General features: G+C 71.2%; 18 protein-coding genes and 1 pseudogene. 9 read left to right on the top strand and 10 right to left on the bottom strand.

Annotated features, from left to right (window positions below):
- Positions 1 to 8: 8 nt before the first annotated feature.
- A complete protein-coding gene (locus tag MKK50_RS11350; RefSeq protein ID WP_499022308.1) occupies positions 9 to 380 on the bottom strand; it encodes a hypothetical protein in 372 nt (123 codons plus the stop codon).
- A gap of 197 nt (positions 381 to 577) precedes the next feature.
- Between MKK50_RS11350 and MKK50_RS11355 the strand changes: the two genes are divergently transcribed.
- Positions 578 to 1294, top strand: coding sequence for a hypothetical protein (locus MKK50_RS11355; RefSeq protein WP_499022310.1), 717 nt, complete (start codon positions 578 to 580; stop codon positions 1292 to 1294).
- On the opposite strand, the gene hrpB is transcribed toward MKK50_RS11355, so the two are convergent.
- Positions 1251 to 3764 (bottom strand): ATP-dependent helicase HrpB, encoded by a 2514-nt coding sequence (gene hrpB / locus MKK50_RS11360; protein WP_499022312.1) that lies wholly within the window; start codon positions 3762 to 3764, stop codon positions 1251 to 1253. The two genes, MKK50_RS11355 and hrpB, sit on opposite strands and share 44 nt — an antisense overlap.
- 172 nt (positions 3765 to 3936) lie before the next feature.
- Here hrpB and MKK50_RS11365 point away from each other — a divergent pair, with 172 nt between their 5' ends.
- The 3 genes from MKK50_RS11365 to MKK50_RS11375 all read left to right on the top strand — a co-directional run bounded on the left by MKK50_RS11365 (position 3937) and on the right by MKK50_RS11375 (position 9507).
- Positions 3937 to 4245, top strand: coding sequence for a hypothetical protein (locus MKK50_RS11365; RefSeq protein ID WP_253369505.1), 309 nt, complete (start codon positions 3937 to 3939; stop codon positions 4243 to 4245).
- A 189-nt stretch (positions 4246 to 4434) separates the two neighbouring features.
- Positions 4435 to 7185 carry a DNA mismatch repair protein MutS gene (gene mutS, locus MKK50_RS11370; protein ID WP_499022314.1) on the top strand — a complete coding sequence of 917 codons (2751 nt, stop codon included), beginning with the start codon at positions 4435 to 4437 and terminating at the stop codon, positions 7183 to 7185.
- A 189-nt stretch (positions 7186 to 7374) separates the two neighbouring features.
- Positions 7375 to 9507: a protein-disulfide reductase DsbD family protein gene (locus MKK50_RS11375; RefSeq protein WP_499022316.1), complete on the top strand. Its 2133-nt coding sequence runs from the start codon at positions 7375 to 7377 to the stop codon at positions 9505 to 9507.
- A 98-nt stretch (positions 9508 to 9605) separates the two neighbouring features.
- On the opposite strand, the gene wrbA is transcribed toward MKK50_RS11375, so the two are convergent.
- On the bottom strand, positions 9606 to 10205 hold the full coding sequence (gene wrbA, locus MKK50_RS11380) for an NAD(P)H:quinone oxidoreductase (protein WP_499022318.1): 600 nt from the start codon (positions 10203 to 10205) through the stop codon (positions 9606 to 9608).
- Positions 10206 to 10400: 195 nt separating this feature from the next.
- On the opposite strand from wrbA, the gene MKK50_RS11385 reads away from it, so the two are divergent.
- The 3 genes from MKK50_RS11385 (at position 10401) to MKK50_RS11395 (ending at position 13004) form a co-directional block, all read left to right on the top strand.
- Positions 10401 to 11306, top strand: coding sequence for a LysR family transcriptional regulator (locus MKK50_RS11385; protein WP_499022320.1), 906 nt, complete (start codon positions 10401 to 10403; stop codon positions 11304 to 11306).
- Positions 11307 to 11575: 269 nt separating this feature from the next.
- A complete protein-coding gene (locus tag MKK50_RS11390; RefSeq protein WP_060771500.1) occupies positions 11576 to 12274 on the top strand; it encodes a DUF1013 domain-containing protein in 699 nt (232 codons plus the stop codon).
- 139 nt (positions 12275 to 12413) lie between these two features.
- Complete coding sequence (locus tag MKK50_RS11395; RefSeq protein ID WP_499022322.1) at positions 12414 to 13004, top strand: hypothetical protein; 591 nt, start codon at positions 12414 to 12416, stop codon at positions 13002 to 13004.
- Positions 13005 to 13113: 109 nt separating this feature from the next.
- On the opposite strand, the gene MKK50_RS11400 is transcribed toward MKK50_RS11395, so the two are convergent.
- Positions 13114 to 14592 (bottom strand): MFS transporter, encoded by a 1479-nt coding sequence (locus tag MKK50_RS11400; protein WP_499022324.1) that lies wholly within the window; start codon positions 14590 to 14592, stop codon positions 13114 to 13116.
- Between the two features lie 299 nt (positions 14593 to 14891).
- Between MKK50_RS11400 and MKK50_RS11405 the strand changes: the two genes are divergently transcribed.
- The gene (locus MKK50_RS11405) at positions 14892 to 15116 is read left to right on the top strand and encodes a hypothetical protein (RefSeq protein ID WP_253369518.1); all 225 of its coding nucleotides are present in this window, start codon (positions 14892 to 14894) and stop codon (positions 15114 to 15116) included.
- 7 nt (positions 15117 to 15123) lie between these two features.
- On the opposite strand, the gene MKK50_RS11410 is transcribed toward MKK50_RS11405, so the two are convergent.
- The 5 genes from MKK50_RS11410 to MKK50_RS11430 all read right to left on the bottom strand — a co-directional run bounded on the left by MKK50_RS11410 (position 15124) and on the right by MKK50_RS11430 (position 20029).
- On the bottom strand, positions 15124 to 16212 hold the full coding sequence (locus tag MKK50_RS11410; protein WP_499022326.1) for an ABC transporter permease: 1089 nt from the start codon (positions 16210 to 16212) through the stop codon (positions 15124 to 15126).
- A complete protein-coding gene (locus tag MKK50_RS11415) occupies positions 16209 to 17132 on the bottom strand; it encodes an ABC transporter permease (RefSeq protein WP_499022328.1) in 924 nt (307 codons plus the stop codon). The genes MKK50_RS11410 and MKK50_RS11415 overlap by 4 nt, the downstream gene beginning before the upstream one ends.
- A 10-nt stretch (positions 17133 to 17142) precedes the next feature.
- A complete protein-coding gene (locus MKK50_RS11420) occupies positions 17143 to 18741 on the bottom strand; it encodes a peptide ABC transporter substrate-binding protein (RefSeq protein WP_499022331.1) in 1599 nt (532 codons plus the stop codon).
- 313 nt (positions 18742 to 19054) lie between these two features.
- On the bottom strand, positions 19055 to 19492 hold the full coding sequence (locus MKK50_RS11425) for a GlcG/HbpS family heme-binding protein (RefSeq protein WP_499022333.1): 438 nt from the start codon (positions 19490 to 19492) through the stop codon (positions 19055 to 19057).
- A gap of 84 nt (positions 19493 to 19576) precedes the next feature.
- The gene (locus MKK50_RS11430) at positions 19577 to 20029 is read right to left on the bottom strand and encodes an OsmC family protein (protein WP_499022335.1); all 453 of its coding nucleotides are present in this window, start codon (positions 20027 to 20029) and stop codon (positions 19577 to 19579) included.
- Between the two features lie 151 nt (positions 20030 to 20180).
- Here MKK50_RS11430 and MKK50_RS11435 point away from each other — a divergent pair, with 151 nt between their 5' ends.
- On the top strand, positions 20181 to 20897 hold the full coding sequence (locus MKK50_RS11435; RefSeq protein ID WP_499022337.1) for a dihydrofolate reductase family protein: 717 nt from the start codon (positions 20181 to 20183) through the stop codon (positions 20895 to 20897).
- Between the two features lie 116 nt (positions 20898 to 21013).
- On the opposite strand, the pseudogene MKK50_RS11440 reads toward MKK50_RS11435, so the two are convergent.
- Positions 21014 to 21129: pseudogene (locus MKK50_RS11440) on the bottom strand (IS110 family transposase); the annotation flags it as partial.

The raw sequence follows: 21129 nt of genomic DNA on the forward strand, positions 1-21129 counted from the left end.
CTGGGCGTCTACGGCGCCTTCTCCAGGCGTTCGAGCCCGGCCAGCGCCTTCTCGCATGCACTCGGAGAGGGCGCCGGCAGGCTCGTCTCCAGGCGCATCGCGTCGTCGAGCGCGAGCACGTAGCGCTCCTCCGTGAGCGCCCGGCCGACCGCCGCCATCATGCGCTCGCGGCCGGATCTCAGCACCCGATCGACCCGCTCACGCTCCGCGCCGCAGGCGAGCGCCCGGCCCAGAACCTTGCCCTGGCGCTCGCCCTCGATCTGGGGAATGACCAGCGGCCGGGCTCCGCCTGCATCCGGCGGGGACTGCGCAGGGGCCGCCCCGGCTGTGAGCATGAGACCTAACAGGGGGAAGAGGACGCAGCCGGCCACTGAGCGCATCGGATCGTTCTCCCTCAAGGCTCTTCAGAACGGCACCGCATCCCACTCGATCCGGCGATAACGCCGGACGCGACCGGTCGCGTGCGTTCCCTCACGCTCACGGAAGCGAATCTCGTCCACGGTCAAGCTGGAAACGACAGGGGGCGACAATGGGTCTTTCCGGGGGGCCGGTCGGCAGCGCGGCGGCGGACACCAGCATGATCGGGCAAGGGCACCGCGGCGGTGCGCGTTCGCGCATCCCCTTGAGCCTCAAGCTCGCCTATTCGGCCTTCATGGCAGTGCTGCTCCCGGTCTATCTCGCCAATTACGGGCCGACGAACTTCCTGTACTTCTGCGACGTCGCCCTGATCCTGACCCTCGTCGGCATCTGGGCGGAGAGCGCGCTCCTCGTCTCGGTCTGCGCGGTCGGCATCCTCGCGCCGCAGTTGCTCTGGGCCGTCGATTTTCTGGCACAGGCCGCGGGTTTTCCGCTCACCGGCATGACCGCCTACATGTTCAACGCGGACACCTCGCCGCTCCTGCGGGGCCTGTCGCTGTTCCACGGATGGCTGCCGTTTCTGCTCGTGTTCCTCGTCTGGCGGCTCGGCTACGACCGGCGCGCCTGGGCGGCGTGGTCGGCGCTGGCCGTCATCCTCCTGTTCGTCTGCTTCTTCCTGATGCCGCCGCCGCGGCCCGATCCGGGGCTGACGCCGGTCAATATCAACTATGTCTGGGGCATGAGTGACCATGCCGCCCAGACCTGGATGCCGGCCTGGGCGTGGTTCGCGGGCCTCCTCGTCGCCATCCCGCTCCTGATCTGTTGGCCGACCCACCGGCTGCTGATCTGGCTGATGCCGCGAGCGCCCGTCACGTCCGCCCTGACGTCCACCTTTACGTCCCCTTCGGCTTCACCCGCCGGGTCGGGGCCTCGCTGAGCGGGTCCTCCGGCCAGGGGTGGCGCGGATAGCGGCCGCGCATCTCGGAGCGGACCGCGCCCCAAGAGCCGCGCCAGAAGCCCGGCAGATCGCGGGTGATCTGGAGCGGCCGGTGGGCCGGCGAGAGCAGATGGAGCACCAGCGGCACGCGTCCTCCGCCCAGCGCCGGATGCCGGTCGAGGCCGAACAGCTCCTGCACCCGCACCGCGAGCACCGGCTCGGGGCCCGACTCGTAATCGACCGGGATGCGCGAGCCCGTCGGCACCTCGACATGGCTCGGCGCCTCCGTCTCAAGGCGGGCGCGCAGCGTCCACGGCAGCAGGCCTTGCAGCGCCTGGCCGAGATCGTCGGCGGTGATCGCCGCGAGCGAGGTCCGCCCGACGATGGCCGGGGCCAGCCATTCCTCGACACCGGCCGCCAGGGCCTCGTCGGACAGGTCGGGCCATTCGCCCCCGTCTGCCCCTCCCTGCGCTCCGTGGAGGAAACGGACGCGGGTGCGCCACTGCGCCAGGGCGGGCGTCCAGGGCAGGCGGTCGAGGCCGAGCCCGGCGATGCCGCGGGCCAGCACCCGCGCCGCCTCCCCATCGGCGGGGACGGGGAGGGTGCGCTCGTCGAGCGTCACGGCGCCGAGGCGACGGCCCTCGCGGGCGCGCAGGGCCCGCGCCTCCTTATCGAAGCTGACGCTGCGCACCGTGCCGATGCGGTCGGCGAACAGCGCGTCGATGGCTTGGGGAGCGATGGCGACGGCGGACAGGATCCGCGCGGAGGCCGCCGCACCCGTGAGGTCCGCGACGACGATGAAGGTCTCACGGGCGAGCGGGCTCACCGGGTCGACGAGGCCGGCGCGGCCGTTCGCCATCAAGAAGGCGCCCTCGCGGCCCCGTGCCCGTGCCACCCGGTCGGGATAGGCCAGCGCCAGCAGGGCACCGGGCTCGGCCATCAGGGGATCGGGCTCGCCGGCATCCGCCGCCTTGGTCGCCGCCTTGGACGCTTGGCGCGCCCAGCCCTCCGCGAGGCGGCGCATGTCGGCGGCCCGGCCCCCGCGGTCGCGGCGGAAGCGGTCGAGGCGCTCGGCCAAGTCCACCGCGTCGCCACCGAGCCCGCGCTCGACCAGAACGGCGGCGAGATCGGCCGCCATGCGGGCTTGGCCGGCTTCGGCGGCGCGGGCGACCATCCGGGCGAGCCGGGGCGGCAGCGGCAGGCTGCGCAGGGTGTGGCCGGTGGCCGTGAGCCGCCCGTCGGAATCCAGCGCGCCGAGATCGGCCAGCATCGCCCGCGCCTCGGCCAGCGCCGGCGCGGGCGGCGGATCGAGAAAGGGCAGGGCGGTCGGGTCGGTGACACCCCAGGCGGCGCAGTCGAGGGTGAGCCCGGCCAGATCGGCGGAAAGAATTTCGGGCCGGGCGAAGGGTTCGAGGGCGGCGGTCGCCGCCTCCGGCCAGAGCCGCCAGCAGACGCCCGGCTCGGTGCGGCCGGCGCGACCCCGGCGCTGATCGACCGAGGCGCGCGAGGCCCGCGCGGTGACGAGCCGGGTCATGCCGTTGCCGGGCTCGTAGAGCGGCACGCGGGCGAGTCCGGAATCGACGACGATGCGCACGCCCTGGATCGTCAGCGAGGTCTCGGCGATGGAGGTCGCCAGCACCACCTTGCGCCGCCCCGGAGGCGCAGGGGCCACCGCCCGGTCCTGCTCGCCCTGGGTGAGGGCGCCGTAGAGGGGCGCGAGACTGGCGTCGTCGGGCAGGCGCCCTTCCAGCCGCTCGGCGGTGCGGCGGATCTCCGCCTGCCCCGGCAGGAAGGCGAGCACAGACCCCGGATCGGCCCGAAGCGCCCGCAGGATCGCGGCGGCCATCGCGTCCTCGATGCGCTGGTTCGGGTCGCGGTCGAGATGGCGGGTCTCGACCGGGTAGGCGCGCCCTTCCGATTCCACCACGGGCGCATCGCCGAGAAGCCCCGCCACGCGGGCGCCGTCGAGGGTCGCCGACATCACGAGGATGCGCAGATCCTCCCGCAGCGCGCCCTGCGCGTCGAGGGCGAAGGCCAGCCCGAGGTCGGCGTCGAGGGAGCGTTCGTGGAACTCGTCGAACAGCACCGCGCCGATGCCGGTCAGTTCCGGGTCGTCGAGGATCATCCGGGTGAACACACCCTCGGTGACGACCTCGATCCGGGTGCGGGCCGAGATCTTCGAGCCGAGCCGCACGCGCAGGCCGACCGTGTCGCCGACCCGCTCGCCGAGGGTGGCGGCCATGCGCTCGGCTGCCCCGCGGGCCGCGAGCCGGCGGGGCTCCAGCAGAATGATCTTTTGTGCGCCGAGCCAGGGCGCGTCGAGGAGCGCCAGCGGCACCCGCGTGGTCTTGCCGGCGCCGGGCGGGGCGACGAGCACGGCGGAGGCGCGCTCGCGGAGGGCCGCGCGCAAGCCGGGGAGGGCGGCCTCGATCGGGAGAGGGGGAGCAGCGGATGACGCGGGGGACGACATGCTCGGCGAGGTGCCGCGGTTCGGGCCGGGGCGCAACCGTCGGCGATGTAGCGTGCTCCGAATGACGCCCACGTAAATTTGTTAACACACTGTGGGATTTTTTTGGAACGGGCCGGCGAACTGCGACTTGTGGGCTCAGCGTGCGGCCCTTGCATGCGACGGAGAGACGACGATGCGCATTGCCCTGACACTCGCAGCCGGCGCGCTGCTTGGCAGCCTCGGTCTGGGAGTGGTGTCGGCCTCCGCCGCCCCGGCCATGCCGGCCCCCGGCCTGATCGCCGGCCAGACGGTCGAGACCGTTCGGGACCGGCACTGGCACCGCTCCCACCGGAGCGTCCTCGGCCACCACCACTCGACCAAGGCCGAGCGCCACCGCCGCCGGATGAACACCCACCACCACGGCAACCCGAACGCCCGCAACCCGGAGCGGCCCGGCTACCAGCAGCAGCTCGGCAACACCACGGGCGGGCCGCGCTACTGAGCGTTTCGGCCTCGCAGCGATATATCGGAAAGGGCCCGTCCGGCGCGACGCCGGGCGGGCCTTTTTCGTTCGCCCGCCGGCCCCGGCACCACCGTCGCTTGCGACGGCTGGGGAGAGCGCCCACTTGTCCACGATCTTCACGGGTGGCCGGCGGTGCCCGGCCGGGGCGGGGCTGCTAGCCTCGTCTCCATGTTCAGACCCCAGCGTTCTCAACCCCTCGAACGGCGTGCCCAGGCGGCGGATACGGTGACCTCCTCGCCCCTCGACATCCCCGGCGCCACGCCGATGATGGCGCAGTACATCGAGATCAAGGCCGCCAATCCGGACTGCCTGCTGTTCTACCGGATGGGCGACTTCTACGAGCTATTCTTCGAGGATGCGGAGATCGCCTCCCGCGCGCTCGGCATCGTCCTGACCAAGCGCGGTAAGCACGGCGGCGCCGACATCCCGATGTGCGGCGTGCCGCTGGAGCGGGCCGACGACTACCTGCACCGGCTGATCGCGCTGGGCCACCGCGTCGCCGTCTGTCAGCAGACCGAGGATGCGGCCGAGGCGAAGAAGCGAGGCCCGAAATCGGTGGTGAGGCGCGAGGTGATCCGCCTCGTCACGCCGGGCACGCTCACCGAGGACCGCCTGCTCGATCCGACGCGGGCCAACCTGCTGCTCGCCATCGGCCGCCGCAAGATCTCCGACACGAGCGTCGCCTACGGCCTCGCTGCGCTGGACATCTCCACCGGCCGCTTCGCCTTGAGCGAGGTGGAGGGTTCGGAACTCGCCGCCGCCATCGCCCGGCACGAGCCGCGGGAGATCGTGCTCTCGGAGGTGATCCACGCCGACCCCGCACTGGCCAAGCTGTGGCGTGAGACCAAGGCGGCGGTGGTGCCGCTCGCCCAGGGCGAGCTGGAGCCGGCCTCGGCCGAGCGGCGCATCCGCGAGCAGTTCGGCGTCAAGACCCTCGACGGGTTCGGGAATTTCAGCCGGGCGGAGATCGCAGCGGCCGGGGCGGCGCTGCTCTATCTCGAACGTACGCAGATCGGCACCCGCGTGCCGCTCTCGGCGCCGAGCCGCGAGGCGACGGGGGCGACGCTCGCCATCGACGCGGCCACCCGCGCCAACCTCGAACTCACCCGCACCCTCTCGGGCGAGCGCAAGGGCAGCCTGCTCGACGCCATCGACCGCACGGTCTCGGCCGGCGGCGCCCGGCTGCTCGCCGAGCATTTGGCCGGGCCCCTGACGGACCTGACGAAGATCGGACGGAGGCACGACGCTGTCGCGTTCCTGGCCGATGACGGCGCGCTGCGGGCGCACCTGCGCGATGCGCTGCACGCCGCCCCCGACATCGCCCGCGCACTGTCCCGCATCGGCCTGAACCGGGCCGGGCCGCGCGACCTCGCCGCCCTGCGCGACGGGCTCAACGCCGCCGCGACGATCAGCGAGTGGCTTAGCGCGGAAGAAAATCTGCCGGACGGGCTCGTCCGCCTCGCCCGCCGCCTCGACAAGGCCGACCGGGCGCTGGCCGAGGAATTGGCTCTGGCGCTCGCCGACGACCTGCCGCTCAACCGCCGCGACGGCAATTTCGTGCGCGCGGGCTACCACGCCGAGATCGACGAAGCGCGGCTCCTCGGCCAGGATTCGCGAAAAGTCATCGCCGCGCTCCAGGCGCGCTATGCCGAGGCCAGCGGCTGCCGGACGCTCCGGATCAAGCACAACAACGTGCTCGGCTACTACATCGAGGTGCCACAGGCGGTGGGCGAGGCCTGCCTCAAGGGCCTGATGCAGGATTTCGTGCATCGCCAGACCATGGTCGATGCGATGCGCTTCACAAGCGTCGAACTCGGCGAGCTGGAATCGAAGATCGCGGGCGCCTCCGACCGGGTGCTGGCGCTCGAATCCGCGGTGTTCGACGCCTTGAGCGCGCGGGTGAGCGAAGGGGCGGAGGCGATCGCCGACATCGCCGAAGCGCTGTCCGATCTCGACGTGGCGGCGAGCCACGCCGAACTCGCGGTCGAACTCGCCTGGACCCGGCCGGTCATCGACGACAGCCTCGCCTTCGCGATCGAGGGCGGGCGCCACCCCGTGGTGGAGGCGGCGCTGACGAAGGCCGGCGAAGCCTTCATCGCCAACGCCTGCGATCTGTCCGGCGACGAGGCGGGGCGCATCCGCCTCGTCACCGGCCCGAACATGGGCGGCAAGTCGACCTTCCTACGCCAGAACGCGCTGATCGCCGTGCTCGCGCAGATGGGCGCCTTCGTGCCGGCGGCCTCGGCCCGGCTCGGCGTGGTCGATCGCCTCTTCTCCCGCGTCGGCGCGGCCGACGACCTCGCGCGGGGCCACTCGACCTTCATGGTCGAGATGGTCGAGACCGCCGCGATCCTCAATCAGGCGACGCGGCGCTCCCTGGTGGTGCTCGACGAGATCGGCCGCGGCACCGCGACCTTCGACGGCCTGTCCATCGCCTGGGCCTGCCTGGAGCACCTGCACGAGAAGAACGGCTGCCGGGCGCTGTTCGCGACCCACTTCCACGAGCTGACGGCGCTGAGCCAGCGCCTGCCGCGCCTCGACAACGCCACCCTGAAGGTGGCCGAGGACCGCGGCGACGTGGTGTTCCTGCACGAGGTGGTGCCGGGGGTGGCCGAGCGCTCCTACGGCCTCCAGGTCGCCCGCCTCGCTGGACTGCCGCCGGGCGTGGTGGCGCGGGCCGGCGCGATCCTCAAGGGGCTCGAAACCTCCGAGCGCGAGCGCCCCGCCCGCCGCAAGATCGACGACCTGCCGCTCTTTGCCAGCCTCGCCGCCGCGCCGCCTCCGCCCCCGGAGCCGGTCAAGTCCGAGCCGGACGACCGACTCGGCCGGCTGATCGACGGCCTCGACCCCGACGCGCTGACCCCGCGCGAAGCGCTCGACGCGCTCTATCGGCTGAAGAAGGAGCGAACGGCGGGGTAGCGCGCGGCGCGGTTCGAGGCCGCGGGGCCGTGCGGCTCACGGCTCGGGGAAGGTCTGCTATACCGCTTGGCTCGTGACAGCCGGCTCGCTCCGGCCCGACCGTCGCCTCTTCCCCTCGCGATCCCGGACCTTGCCCGGGATCGGGACGTCTTACGGGGGAGGGGCACCGGACCGCTCGGAAACAGATCGATGCTCCGTCTCCTGCTCACCCTCCTCCTCACACTTGCCGCACCGGGCCTTGCCGGGGCGCAGGGGGCGATGACGGCGGTGAAGGCCAAGGATCTCGTGCGCGCGCGCCTCGTTGCCGAGAGCGAGGCGCTGGTGCCCGGCCGCACCGTGACGCTCGGCCTGCACATGGCGATGAAGCCGGGCTGGCACGTTTACTGGCGCAACCCCGGTGATTCCGGCCTGCCGCCGGAGATGGCGTGGCGACTGCCCGCCGGATTCTCGGTCGGCCCGGTGCAGTGGCCGGTGCCGGAGCGCATCCCCGTCCAGACCCTGATGAATTTCGGCTACGAGGGCGCCGTCACCCTGCTGGTGCCGCTTGCCGTGCCCGAGAGTGCCCGAGCCGGCGAGACGGTGCGGCTCTCCGGCACGCTCTCCTATCTCGTCTGCGAGGAGATCTGCATTCCGGGATCGGCGGAGCTGAACCTCGACCTGCCGGTGGCAGCCGCCGCGGAGCCAGCTTCGGGACATGCGGCCCTGTTCGCCCGTGCCCGCGCCGCCCTTCCCGAAGTCTTTGCCGAATCCGCGCCCGGTCCCGTCCGCACCAGCCGCGAGGGTGACCGGCTCGTGCTGCATCTCGACCGGCCGGGCCTCGCGGGCGTAACCGGGGCCGCCTTCTTCCCCTATTCCGAGGGCGCGCTCGACAACGCGGCGGCGCAGGATCTCGCCGTCGATGCGAGCGGCCTGCGCCTCACCCTGACGCCGGGCGATGCGAAGCAGCCGCCCGAGGCGCTCGCCGGCGTGCTCGCCCTCACCGAGGATGGCGTGCGCCGGGCCTACGCGCTCGGCCCGGAACCCACGCCGACCCCGACGGCGGCCATCGCCCTCCCCATTGCGCCCGAAGCGCCGCCCGCGCCGGAAGATGAGAGCCTGACGCTGTGGAGCGCCGCGGGGCTTGCGCTTCTCGGCGGCCTCCTCCTCAACCTGATGCCCTGCGTCTTTCCCGTTCTCTCGATCAAGGTGCTGAGCCTCGTGCGGCAGGCGGGCGAATCCACCACCCGCGTGCGGCTGCATGGGCTTGCCTACACGGCCGGAGTGCTCGCGAGCTTCCTCGGCCTGGCCGGGCTTCTGATCGCGCTGAAGGCGGGCGGCGCCGGAATCGGCTGGGGTTTCCAGCTCCAATCGCCGGTGGTGGTGGCGCTCCTCGCCTACGGGCTGTTCGCCATGGGCCTGAGCCTGTCGGGGGCGGTGCATCTCGGCGGCGGGATCGTCGGGCTCGGCGATGGCCTGACCCGGCGGGCGGGCTACCGGGGCTCGTTCTTCACCGGCGTGCTGGCGACCCTCGTCGCGACGCCCTGCACCGCGCCGTTCATGGGCGCGGCGGTGGGCTTCGCGCTGACGCAGTCGCCGCTTGCCGCCCTCACCGTGTTCGCCAGCCTCGGCCTCGGGCTCGCCCTGCCGTTCCTCGGCCTGACGCTGGTTCCGCAGGCGCTGCGCCTGCTGCCGCGGCCCGGCGCCTGGATGGACGTGCTGAAGGGTGCGCTCGCCTTTCCCGTCTATGCCACAGTGGCGTGGCTTGTCTGGGTGCTCGCGCAGCAGGTCGGGCCCAACGGGCTGCTCGCGGGGCTGACCGGCCTCGTGCTGGTGGCGCTCGCCGCCTGGGCATGGGAGCGGGCGCGCGGGGCGGGCCGGCTCGGCACCGGCTTCGGGCGGGCGGCGGCGCTCGCGGCGCTGGCGGCGGCTTTCGGCCTCGTCATCGTCCTCGACGGCGACCGCGCCACCGCACGCACCGCGCTGGCTCAGGGCGAGGAGGCGTTCACGCAAGGTCGCCTCGACACGCTGAGGAGCGAGGGCCGCACGGTGTTCGTGGACATGACGGCAGCGTGGTGCATCACCTGCCAAGTCAACGAGCGCACGGTGATCGCGCGCCACGGCGTGCAGGCGGCGTTCCGGGCGGGGCAGGTGGCGTACCTGAAAGGCGACTGGACCAACCAGAACCCCGAGATCACCCGCCTGCTGGAGCGCCACGGCCGCAGCGGGGTGCCGCTCTACCTCGTCTATCGCGGGACGAGCGAAGCGCAGGTGCTGCCGCAGATCCTCACCGAGGGAATCGTGCTCGCGGCCATCGGGCAGAAGAACGTCGCGGCGGCTCAGTAGGGCTCTCGACCGGTCCCGTTCATTCCCTCTCCCCGCACGCGGGGAGAGGGGAAACCGTGCCTCACGCGTGAGAGCAGTGAGGCACGGAAACGTCTATCTCAGCCCGCGAGCTTGGCCGCGATGCCCGCCACGTGGCGGCCCTGGAAGCGGGCGCCGTCGAGTTCGACCTCGGAGGGCTGGCGCGAGCCGTCGCCGTCGGCGATCGTGGTGGCGCCGTAGGGGGAGTTGCCCTTCACCTGCTCGACGCCGTTCTGGCCGGCGAAGCTGTAGGGCAGGCCCACCACCACCATGCCGTGGTGGAACAGCACCGTGTGGAAGCTCGTCAGCGTGGTCTCCTGGCCGCCATGCTGCGAGGCGGTCGAGGTGAAGGCCGAGCCGACCTTGCCGACCAGCGCGCCCTTGGCCCACAGGCCGCCGGTCTGGTCGATGAACTGCTTCATCTGCGAGGCCATGTTGCCGTAGCGGGTCGGCGTGCCGAAGATGATCGCGTCGTAATCGGCCAGTTCCTCGACGGTGGCGATCGGCGCGTCCTGATCGAGCTTGTAGTGGAACTGCTTGGCCACCTCGTCCGGCACCAGTTCCGGCACGCGCTTCAGCGCGACCTCGGCCCCGGCCTCGCGGGCACCCTCGGCCACGGCCTTGGCCATCTGCTCCACATGGCCCCAGGACGAGTAGTAGAGCACCAGAACCTTCGCCATCGTCGTCTCTCCTGTTTTCCGGGCCCGGCGCATCGTCCCGAAGCATGTGTCCGTCCTCGGACGGGGGCGATGCGCTCAAAATCGGCCCGAGCGTCGAATGCGCCACTGCTATGAAGGTTCGCGCCGTTTGCAGAAATGCGCTGATGTGCAAGATCGTCCTTGCAGATCTGCAAGCGATGAACGGGGGAGGGTGCCGTGCCGGTGGCCTGGGACGAATTCCGCCTCGTGCAGGCCATCGCCGACCGGGGCGCGCTGGCCCCGGCCGCGGCGCATCTCGGCATCAACCCCTCCACCGCCTTCCGCCGGCTCGCCGCGGTGGAGGCTCAACTCGGTGCGCGCCTGTTCGAGCGCCACCGCACCGGTTACGTGCCGACGCCCGCGGGCGAGGCGATGGCGGCGGCGGCCGCGCGGATGGAGGAGGAGGTCGCCCGCTTCGACCGGGAGGTCGCCGACCGGTCGCAGACGCCCTCGGGGCTTCTGCGCGTCACCGCCGCGGCGACGCTCGTCACCGATCTCCTGATGCCGATGCTCGGCCGCTTCCGGACGCGCTATCCGAAGGTGCAGATCGAGCTCGTCACCTCGGAAGAGGCGCTGAACCTGTCCCGCCGCGATGCGGACGTGGCGTTGCGCGCCACCCGCGACCCGCCGCCGAGCCTCGTCGGGCGCCGGCTCGCCACCATCGCCTGGGCGGTCTACGGGCCGGCGCCAGGGCCGGCACAGGGGGATGTGGACGGAGGCGATGTCGACTGGGTCAGCCCGAGCGAGGCGGTGGCCGGCGGCCTGTTCGCGCGCTTCGTCGCCGCCCGCGCCGGGCCGGAGCGGATCGCGTTGCGCCTCAACACGGTGCAGGGTCTGTGCGAGGCGATACTTGAGGGCGTTGGCATCGGGCCGCTGCCCTGCTACCGCGGCGACCGACTCGGATCCCTGCGCCGCCTCTCCGGGCCGGAGCCGGAGCTGGCCGGTTCGCTCTGGCTCCTGACCCATCCCGACCTGCGCCACGCGGCGCGGGTGCGCGCCTTCATGGATCATGTCGCCGCCGAGGTCGTAAAGCTGCGCCCGGCCTTGGAAGGGCTCCGAGGGGTCGATCCGCAGGCCGGGTGATCGCCCGGCTCGCGCCTGTGCCAGGAACGCAGTCCTGAAAAGCCCACGCCGCGCGGCGTCTATCGCAGGTCCGCGTCCTCACGCGGTGTCGCGCGACGGCTCTTAACGCAATTGCACAACGGCCGGTCCCGCCTGTATAAGAGGCGATCCCCTCATTCATCGCGACATGGGATCCTTCGGGCCTGATCGGGCCGGAGGCCGCGGGGAAGCCATTCCGGCATCCCGCCCGTTTTCCTGTCGCGAACCCTGACCGCCTGGAGCTTTGTCCGATGTCCCAAGGTCCGCTGATGCCCAAGGCGACCGCCGTGTGGCTCGTCGAGAACACCTCGCTCGCCTTCGAGCAGATCGCCGATTTCTGCAAGCTGCACCCGCTCGAAGTGAAGGGCATCGCCGACGGCGAAGTCGCCGCCGGCATCAAGGGCCTCGACCCGATCACCACCGGCCAGCTTACCCGCGACGAGATCGAGAAGGCGCAGAAGGCGCCCAACTACCGGCTCAAGGTCGCGGTCTCGAAGGTCAAGCTGCCCGAGGTCAAGCGCACCACCAAGGGCCCGCGCTACACGCCCCTGTCGCGCCGCCAGGACCGGCCGAACGCGATCCTCTGGCTGATCCGCAACCATCCCGAACTGAAGGACGCGCAGGTCATCCGGCTCGTCGGCACCACCAAGGCGACGATCCAGCAGATCCGCGAGCGGACCCACTGGAACTCGGCCTCGCTCCAGCCGATGGACCCGGTCACGCTCGGCCTGTGCTCGCAGATCGACCTCGACTTCGAGGTGCAGCGCGCCGCCAAGGACCGCCCCGCCGTGCTGCCGACCGATGGCGGCGCCAAGCTCCTGCCGACCGAGGTCTCGACCGCCCCGGCCGCCGCGGAGCGGGAGGAAGAGGAAGAAGATCTCAATGCCGATGCGGTCTTCGCCAAGCTCAAGGGCATGAGCCGCATCGACGAGGACGACGACGAGGCGTAATCGTTTCGCTCCCCGATTGGGCTTCTGCGTAACGCCTGCAAGGCCGATTGTGAAAGAAACTTCTCGCCCACCCGCGCCAAATGCGGAATAATGCCAGCCGGCCGCTCCCACGGAGCGGCGGCAGGCGCGAGGACGTGGCATGATCCACGGTGGCGTGACCGAGAGCGGCTCTCACCCGAGTGGCTCGAACCTTGGCGGCTTGGTCCAGAGCGGTGCGACCGAGTTCGGCCTGTCCCCCGAACCCGCAGGGGTCCCGGACGAGCAGCCGCTCGCCGCCGTGCCCAGCGAGCCGGTGACGCTGGCCGAATCCCTGATGAGTGAAGCGGGCTGGGGCCCGGAGAATTTCGGCGCCGAGGGCCCGAACCCGCCCTACCTGCGCATCGGCGGCAAACTGTGGGTGACGCTCACCGAGTTCGAGCCTTGCTTCGCCTCGTTCCGCCGCGACCGCGGCCCGTTCCGCTCGAAGGTCGCGATCGCCAGCCACCTCGCCAAGTACGACGCGATCATGGTCGATCCGCTGGCCTTCGAGGAGTGCTTCGGCCCCGGCGAGGGCAACCAGACGGTGTTCCCGTTCGGTGCATGGCTGGAGATCCGCCGCGTCGGCTTCGGCGGACTGGAATTATGGGGCAAGCGCCAGGGCGCCGTGACCCTTCCGCTCGACGCCCTGGCGGTGGGGTCGGCGATCTGGCTGCGGCGGAAGGGCTCGGCACCGCGCTCTGCATCGACGTGAGCCTCTCGGACGGTTGATGTCGATCGGTTCGTAAACCGCCGGCCTCCTCCCTCGTCCCGCAAGCGGGGTGAGGGAATGCGCGGTGAGCGAACAGCGCTTCTGAGGAACCTCACGCCGAAGCCAGCGGCTTCGACACGTCCTCCAGCGACTTGCCCTCGGCCGCCGTGCCCCAGATCCAGCCGACGATGGACGCCACTGCCATCAGGGCCGCACCGATGAAGTAGCCGACCAGCACGAGGTCGCGCGAGCCCGTCTCCACCAGTGCGCCGAACAGCAGTGGCCCCGAGACGCCGCCGATGCCGGTGCCGATGGCGTAGAAGGCGGCGATCGCCAGCGCGCGGATCTCCAGCGGGAATGTCTCGGCCACCGTGAGGTAGGCGGAACTCGCCGCGGCGGAGGCGAAGAAGAACACGCCCATCCAGGCCGCCGTTTGGCCCCAGGGGCCGAGCATGTCGGCGCGGAAGACGAGGCCGACCACCACAAGCAGCACCGCCGAGATGCCGTAGGTGAAAGCGATCATCCGGCGCCGGCCCACGGTGTCGAACAGGCGGCCGAGCAGCAGCGGGCCGAGGAACGAGCCGAGCGCGAAGGGCAGCAGGTACCAGCCGACATCGCCGCCGGGCACGTTGTAGAAGCGCTCCAGCACCAGCGCGTAGGTGAAGAACAGCGCGTTGTAGAAGAACGCCTGGGCGATCATCAGCGCAAGGCCGACCATGGTCTGGCGCCGGTTGGTGACGAACAGGGCGTTGGCAACCTCCGCGAGCGGGGTGTGGCTGCGGACCTTGAGCTTGAGGCGGCGCGACGCATCGGGCGGGGGCAGGGTGATGCCGTCATCCGTGAAGCGCTTCTCGATGCCCGTCACCACCCGGTCGGCCTCCGCGGCGTAGCCGTGGGTGACGAGCCAGCGCGGGCTCTCCGGGATCCAGGTGCGCAGGAGCAGGATGACGAGGCCGATGCCGCCGCCGACGAAGAAGGCGATACGCCAGCCATAGGCCGGGTCGATCCATTCCGGGCGCAGGAGCGCGATCGACAGGAACGAGCCGAGCGCCGCCCCGATCCAGAACGAGCCGTTGATGACGAGATCCGTCCAGCCGCGCACGCGCGCCGGGATCAACTCCTGGATGGTCGAGTTGATCGCGGTGTACTCGCCGCCAATGCCGGCTCCCGTGAGAAAGCGGAACAGGCAGAAGCTTGCAATATTCCACGACAGGCCCGTGGCGGCGGTGGCGGCGAGGTAGAGCGCCAGGGTGATGAAGAACAGCTTCTTTCGCCCGATCCGGTCGGTGAGCCAGCCGAAGCCGATGGCGCCGACGACCGCGCCGACGAGGTAGGAGCTCGCGGCCAGTCCCACGTCGAACTCGGTGAAGGACATCGGTGCCTTGCGCAGCGCGCCGACGAGGGCACCGGCCAGGGTCACTTCGAGCCCGTCGAGCACCCAGGTGATGCCGAGGGCAACGATAACGAGGGTGTGGAAGCGGCCGAAGGGCAGGCGGTCGAGGCGGGCGGCGATGTCGGTGTCGACGACGGTGCCGGTGGCGACGCGCTCGGGGGCTGCGGCCCCGGCCTGACCTTCCGCTACGCTCGTCATGGACCCTCCGTTTACCCTGACTCGGCAAATGTGTTCGCAAGTCCCACCCGGCGGAAGACCGAGGGCAGGGCATATCGGCGTTCGGAAACGCTTCAGGTTGCGGAATAGCCCCATTCGCCGGGCCACCCGCCATGAATTTTTTCGCACATCTCACCGCTAGAGCATCGGCCTGGATATCGGATCCAGGCCGATGCTCTAGCCTTCTGATTTCACATCGTCTTTTTCCGAAAGCCGGAGACCACCTTTCGGGACGATGCTCTAGAACCCTGCTCCCGCCGGTGGCCGCCGGGCTGGCCTCCATGGGGGCCGTGCTCGCAGTTTCCACACTGGCGAGCGCCGGCGGCGCCGAGCGCTGGGCGCTACGCCCCAAGACGGTGCTTGCTCCGGCTGCATCGGAGCCCGGTCCGATCGAGCCCGCCCCGGCCTTGCGCGGATCGAAGGCCATTCCGGTCTCGGAGATGCCCGGCGAGCGGCGCACGGTGCGCATCGTCTACCAGGGCTATCTGCCGGCCGAGTCCCGCTGAAGCGGGGTCAGCGGGTCTCGGCGGACAGCCGCGGGTCGAGCGCCTCGCCGAGGCCGTCGCCGAGCCGGTTCAGGGCAACCAGGGTGACCACGAGGAAGCAAGCGGGCGCGGCGAGCATCCAGGGCGCGGATTCGAGCGCGCGGGCACCTTCCGCGATCAGCACGCCCCAGGAGGTGTCGGGCTCCTGCACGCCGAGGCCGAGGAACGACAGGAAGCTCTCCAAGAGGATCACCCGCGGGACCAGCAGGGTCGCCGCCGCGATGATCGGCCCCAGCGTGTTCGGTACGATGTGGCGGAGAAGGATCGTGCCCGTGCCCGCCCCGAGGGCCGAGGCGGCGCGGACGAAGTCGCGGTCCTTGAGGGAAAGCGTCTGGGTGCGGACGATGCGGGCCATGTCGAGCCACTCGACCGCGGCCACCGCCACCAGCACCAGCCACAGGCCCGCGCGGAAGAACACCAGCAGCATGATGACGAAGAACACGAAGGGCAGGGCGTAGAGGATGTCGAGGAGGCGCATCATCAGTGCATCGACCGTGCCTCCGGCCATGCCGGAGACCGCGCCGTAGGCGACGCCGATCAGCAGGGCGGCGAGCGCCGCGGTCAGCCCGATCAGCAGGGAGACCTGCCCCGCCGCGAGGCAGCGGGTGAGGAGGTCGCGCCCGAGCGCATCGGTGCCGAGGAAGAAATACAGCTCTCGGATCGGCGCCTCGACCACGAGCCGGCGCCCGTCCGCGGACCGCTCCCGCACCTGTACCTCACCGAACAGGCCGGAGCGGGGCAGCAAGCGCAAGGAGCGCGCGTCGATGGGTTTTGGCGCCGTCAGGGTCAGCCGCACCCGGTCGCCGTCCTGCACCACATCCTCCAGCGTCACCCGCATCCGAAAGGCAAGGCGCGTCAGGGCAGGGCGCACCGCGTCGGGCCGCGGGTGGGCGGCAAGGCTCGGGGCGACCCGGACGAAATCCGGATAGATCCGCTCGGGCGGGTGGCCGGTGAGAGGCGGGCCGACGAAACAGGCCAGGGCGATCAGGGCGAGGCTCGCCAGTGCGGCAAGCGCCGGGCGGTCGCGGACAAGGCGGCGAACGAGCGCCGGGCTCATGCCGACAGCCTCACGCGCGGGTCGAGGGCGGCGGCGATGAGGTCGGCGATCAGGTTGAAGACGATCACCAGCACCGCGACCAGGATCACCGTGCCCATCACCAGGGTGTAGTCGCGGTTGAGCGCCCCCTCCACGAAGTAGCGGCCGATGCCGGGCAGGCCGAAGATGGTCTCGACCACCACCGAGCCGGTCATCAGCCCCGCCGCCAGCGGCCCGAGGGTGGCGACCACGGGGAGCAGCGCCCCGCGCAAAGCGTGCCGGGCGATGCGCACGCGCGACAGCCCCATGGCGCGCTGCGTGCGGATATGCGGCTGGATCAGCACCTCGCCGAGCGAGGCGCGGGTGAGCCGGGCGATGCCGGCCGCGTGGGGCAAGGCCAGGGTGAGCACCGGTAGCACGAGGTTTTGCGGCGCGCCGTCGGCCCAGCCGCCGACCGGGAGCCATGCCAGCCCGAGACCGAACACGATCTGGAGCAGGGGGGCGGTGACGAAGTTCGGCACCGCGAGACCGAGGGAGGCGGCCAATCCCACCAGCCGATCGGCGGCCCCGCCGCGATCGAGCGCGGCGAGGCTCCCCAGCGCCAAGCCGAGAGCCAGCGCGAGGACGAGCGCGAGCCCGCCGAGCGTCACCGAGACCGGAAGCCCCCGCGCGAACAGGTCGGTGACGGTGAGATCGCGGAAGGTGAAGGAGGGGCCGAGATCGCCCCGCAGGAGGCTCGTGAGATAGCGCCCGAACTGCACGATCAGCGGTTGGTCGAGGCCGTAGACCCGGCGCAGATTCTCCATCGCCGCCGGCGGCAGCGGGCGCTCCAGATCGAACGGCCCGCCCGGCGCCAGCCGGATCAGGAAGAAGCTGCCCGCCACCACGAGGAACAGGGTCGGCAGGCTCTGGGCGATCCGGCGCAGGATCAGCGGGATCATATCAGCGGGATCATGGATCGAGCCGGAGATAGCGGGTGGGGGCGACGTTGCGGATGTTCGGGTGCACCCCGTGCAGCCGTGGCGAAATCAGCGCCTTCGAGCGGTAATGCAGCAGCGGCACCCAGGGCAGTTCGTCGAGCACGAGAGTTTCGGCCTCGAACAGCATCCGCGCGCGGGCCTCGACGTCGCGCTCCTGCGCCGCCCGCGTCAGCAGACCGTCGAAGGCTGCGTTCGACCAGCGCCCGGCATTGAACCCGTCATTGCCGGTGCGGAGCAAGAACAGAAAGTTCTGCGGGTCGGAATAGTCGGCGACCCAGGACATCCGGGCGAGGTCGAAGGTGCCGCCGTCGCGCAGATAGGCGAAGTGGGTCTTGGCGTCGGTGGAGACGAAGCGGGTCACGACGCCGATGCCGCGCCACGCGTCCGCCAGCGCGATCGCCGTGTTGCGGTTGTTGTCGGTGACGTTGAAGCGGTACTCGACCGTCAGCGGATGGCCCGGCCCGTAGCCGGCTTGCCCCAGCAGCCGCAGCGCCTCCTCCTCGCGGTCGATCGGCCCGTCCTCGCGCCCCGGTAGGAGCGGGGGCGGCAGGGCGTTGTCGAGGCCCGCCGGACAGAACGAATAGGCCGGGGCCATAGTCTGCCCCCAGACGATCTCGGCCAGGAATTCCCGGTCGATGGCGAGCGAGAGGGCGCGGCGCACCCGCGCATCGTCGAAGGGTTTTTTACGCAGGTTGAAGGCGATGGCGAGAAGCCCGAGCCCCGGCCCGAGCTGCACCTGCGCGCCGAAGCGCTCCTTCAACGAGGCGATCTGGTCGGCGGGCAGGTCGGAGAGGGAATCGATCTCGCCGGCCGCGTAGCGCCGCACCGCCGCGGCGAGATCCGGGGTCGGGATGATGTCGATCCGCTCGATCGGGATCGCGGCGGCGTCGCGGTAATGCGGGTTTCGGTTGAGCGCGATGCGGTCGTTCGGCACCCAATCGACCAGGGCGTAGGGGCCGTTCGAGACGAGATTGCCGGGCCGCGCGAAGGCATCGCCCCAGCGCTCCAGCGAGGGGCGGTGGACCGGCAGCGAGGTCTGGTGCGTCAAGAGTTCGAGGAGGTAGGGCACCGGCTCGGCGAGCGCGATCTCCAGCGTTTGGGGATCGGGGGCCGTCACCCCCAGCGTCTCCGGAGGCTGCTCGCCCGCGTTGACGGCCGCCGCCCCGCGGATCGGGAACAGCACCTCGGCGTATTTCGCCGCCGTCTTCGGATCGAGGATCCGGCGCAGCGAGAACAGGAAATCGTCCGCCGTCACCGCATCGCCGTTCGACCAGCGCCCGTCGGATCGCAGGGTGAAACGGTAGGTGAGGTGGTCGTCGGAGACGGTCCAGCGCGCGGCCATGCCGGGGATGATGGTGCCGCGGTTGTCGTAGGTCAGCAGCCCCTCGAACAGGTCGCGCAGGATATGCGCCTCGGCCACCGTCGAGGTCTTGTGCGGATCGAGCGTTTCCGGGTCGGCGTCGTTGCCGCGGCGGTAGACGCGCGGCGCCGCCCGCGCCGGGGCGTGGAGGGCGAGCCCGGCAGCCAAAGCTGCGCCGGTTTGCAGAATGGTGCGCCGGAGGAGGCTCATAGGCTGCTCACCCGACGCTTCGGCGATGGCACGGCGCCAAGCGGCTTACGGACAGGCAAACCGGCTCCCGACGCATCCCCTCGCCCCGCAAGCGGGGAGAGGGTCGCGACGACCTTGTCGTCGGCGCGACGAGGCGGCAGCCGAAGGTGAGGGGGCGGCCACGGAGGAGTCGCATCCGGAAACACCCCCTCACCGCCGCTTCGGCTTCGCCTGCGCTTCCCGCAGGCACGACAAGGTGCCTGCGTGCCTCTCCCCGCCCTGCGGGGAGAGGGGAGGGGCGGTGCGCGGGCCTTCGAACACAGCCGTCAGGCCCTCAGGCCCCTGTCTCGCCCTTCAAGCCTGCCGCCTCGATGCCGGCCAGCGCGCAGATCTCATCGTTGTCGGAGGTGTCGCCGGAGACGCCCACCGCGCCGAGCAGGCGGCCGTCGGCATCGTGGATCAGCACGCCGCCGGGCACCGGCACCAGGGCGTCGGGGCCGACGAGGTGGCTCACCGCGGCGACGAAATGCGGCTGCTCCTCGGCCCGCTTGGCGATCGCCCGCGAGCCGAGCCCGAGCGCCAGCGCACCGTTGGCCTTACCGCGGGCGATCTCCGCCCGGCGCAGCGAGGTGCCGTCCTCGGCCGCCAGGCACTTGAGGGCGCCGCGGGCGTCGTAGACGACCACCGCCAGCGGCTTCAGGCCCCGTTCCCGCGCGGTCTTCAGGGCGGTCGCCACGAGGGTCTGGGCGGCGGCGAGCGTCAGGTCTGTCATCAGAATATCCTCGCGGATGTCCTCGAAGGGCAGGTCATCCCAAGGACATGCACCGGCGGCGGCCGTTTCGCCAAGCGCGCGCCTTCAGGCGATCGTCACCTCGGTCCGCACCGAGTTGGCGATGAAGCAGGTCTCGTGCGCCTCATGGTGGAGCGCGGCGAGCCGCTCCGCATCGGGCGCCGTGCCGGCCCAGTCGAGGCGCGGATGCAGCACCACCCGCGTCACCGCCTGCCGGCCGGGGGCGATCTCCGCCATCGTGCCCTCGGCATGGTCGCGGTAGGACCGCGCGACGAAGCCGGCGAGCCGGGCGACATGGAGGAAGCTCAGCATGTGGCAGGTCGAGAGCGCCGCCACCAACATCTCCTCGGGATCGACCGCCGCCGCTACCGCCCACTTGCCGACGACGTGCGGCGACGCCGAACCGGCCAGCTCCACCCCGCCATCGAAGCGTATGGTGTGGCCGCGGCTGTAGCGCCCGGCGGAAAAGTCTTCGCCCGCAGCCAGCGCCCAGCGGACATCCGCGGTGTAGGTCGCCATCCTCGCCTCCCGATCCGTCGGCAGCAGCCTATCCGGCGCGGGCGCCTTCGGCCAAGCCGGCGGCGCGGCGCCGCGGCGGCGGCGCACACTGGCGCAGTGAGGCAACCGGTCTAGTTCCGCCTCCACCCTCGAGAGCAGGAACCCTGACGCCATGGCCGACATATCGGAGCGCCCTCACGTCCTGTGCCACATGACCACCTCGGTCGATGGGCGCATCAAGGTCCGGCGCTGGACCACCATCGACGCGGATTCGCACTACGAGGACGTCCACAAGCAGCTTAAGGGCGACGCCTGGATGTGCGGGCGCATCACCATGCAGGGCTACGCCGACAGCGCGAAGCCGCTGGCCGCCGATCCGCCTGAGGAGCCGGTGTCGCGCGAGGATCACGTCGCCCGCACCGATGCGTCCGGCTACGCGGTGGCGCTCGATGCCCGCGGCGCGATGGATTGGGGCGCGCGCAACGATATCGAGGGCGATCACGTCATCGTGCTGACGACGGGACAGGCCTCGGACGACCGCCTGCGACGCCTGAAGGCCGGAGGCCAGTCCTTCATCCTGGCCGGCGAGCACGAGGTCGATTTCGCCCTGGCGCTGGCCAAGCTCAAGCGCCTGTTCGGCATCGAGCGGCTGCTGGTCGAGGGCGGCGGGCGCATCAACGGCTCGCTGCTGAAGGCCGGGCTCGTGGACGAGCTGAGCTTGCTGCTCGCGCCCGCCGTCGACGGCGTGCTCGGCACGCCGGCCCTGTTCGACTTCGAGGGCGGGGAGGGCGAGTCCATGGGTTCGCGCCGCCGCCTCACCCGCACCGCCTGCGAGCCGTTCGACGACGGTACGGTCTGGCTGCGCTACCGCATCGAAGCGGTTGGCTGATCCGGTTTCCGCTTGATCAAAGCGGGGACCGTATCAGCAAGCCCGCGCGGCGCTTGAGCGAAGCCCAAATCCGCCATCCCGGAGGGATCAAACGGCGACTGTATTGCGGGTCAAGCCATGAGGTTGCTTTCAGCGAAGGTTTTGTCGTCCTTGAGGAGGGCGTTGGCGAGGACGACGAGGCGTCGGCCGGTGGCGACGATGGCGACCTTGGCGGGTTTGCCCGCGTCTCGCA

Source organism: Methylobacterium sp. J-043 (assembly GCF_022829505.1).
Taxonomy (GTDB): domain Bacteria; phylum Pseudomonadota; class Alphaproteobacteria; order Rhizobiales; family Beijerinckiaceae; genus Methylobacterium; species Methylobacterium extorquens_A.

Coding starts and splice junctions, on each gene's coding strand:
- MKK50_RS11410 (WP_499022326.1), bottom strand. CDS start 16,212: ATGAGCCCGGCGCTCGTTCGCCGCCTTGTCCGCGACCGCCCGGCGCTT.
- MKK50_RS11365 (WP_253369505.1), top strand. CDS start 3,937: ATGCGCATTGCCCTGACACTCGCAGCCGGCGCGCTGCTTGGCAGCCTC.
- MKK50_RS11430 (WP_499022335.1), bottom strand. CDS start 20,029: ATGGCGACCTACACCGCGGATGTCCGCTGGGCGCTGGCTGCGGGCGAA.
- MKK50_RS11405 (WP_253369518.1), top strand. CDS start 14,892: ATGGGGGCCGTGCTCGCAGTTTCCACACTGGCGAGCGCCGGCGGCGCC.
- mutS (WP_499022314.1), top strand. CDS start 4,435: ATGTTCAGACCCCAGCGTTCTCAACCCCTCGAACGGCGTGCCCAGGCG.
- MKK50_RS11400 (WP_499022324.1), bottom strand. CDS start 14,592: ATGACGAGCGTAGCGGAAGGTCAGGCCGGGGCCGCAGCCCCCGAGCGC.
- MKK50_RS11425 (WP_499022333.1), bottom strand. CDS start 19,492: ATGACAGACCTGACGCTCGCCGCCGCCCAGACCCTCGTGGCGACCGCC.
- MKK50_RS11420 (WP_499022331.1), bottom strand. CDS start 18,741: ATGAGCCTCCTCCGGCGCACCATTCTGCAAACCGGCGCAGCTTTGGCT.
- MKK50_RS11415 (WP_499022328.1), bottom strand. CDS start 17,132: ATGATCCCGCTGATCCTGCGCCGGATCGCCCAGAGCCTGCCGACCCTG.
- MKK50_RS11390 (WP_060771500.1), top strand. CDS start 11,576: ATGTCCCAAGGTCCGCTGATGCCCAAGGCGACCGCCGTGTGGCTCGTC.
- MKK50_RS11350 (WP_499022308.1), bottom strand. CDS start 380: ATGCGCTCAGTGGCCGGCTGCGTCCTCTTCCCCCTGTTAGGTCTCATG.
- MKK50_RS11375 (WP_499022316.1), top strand. CDS start 7,375: ATGCTCCGTCTCCTGCTCACCCTCCTCCTCACACTTGCCGCACCGGGC.
- MKK50_RS11355 (WP_499022310.1), top strand. CDS start 578: ATGATCGGGCAAGGGCACCGCGGCGGTGCGCGTTCGCGCATCCCCTTG.
- hrpB (WP_499022312.1), bottom strand. CDS start 3,764: ATGTCGTCCCCCGCGTCATCCGCTGCTCCCCCTCTCCCGATCGAGGCC.
- MKK50_RS11435 (WP_499022337.1), top strand. CDS start 20,181: ATGGCCGACATATCGGAGCGCCCTCACGTCCTGTGCCACATGACCACC.
- MKK50_RS11395 (WP_499022322.1), top strand. CDS start 12,414: ATGATCCACGGTGGCGTGACCGAGAGCGGCTCTCACCCGAGTGGCTCG.
- wrbA (WP_499022318.1), bottom strand. CDS start 10,205: ATGGCGAAGGTTCTGGTGCTCTACTACTCGTCCTGGGGCCATGTGGAG.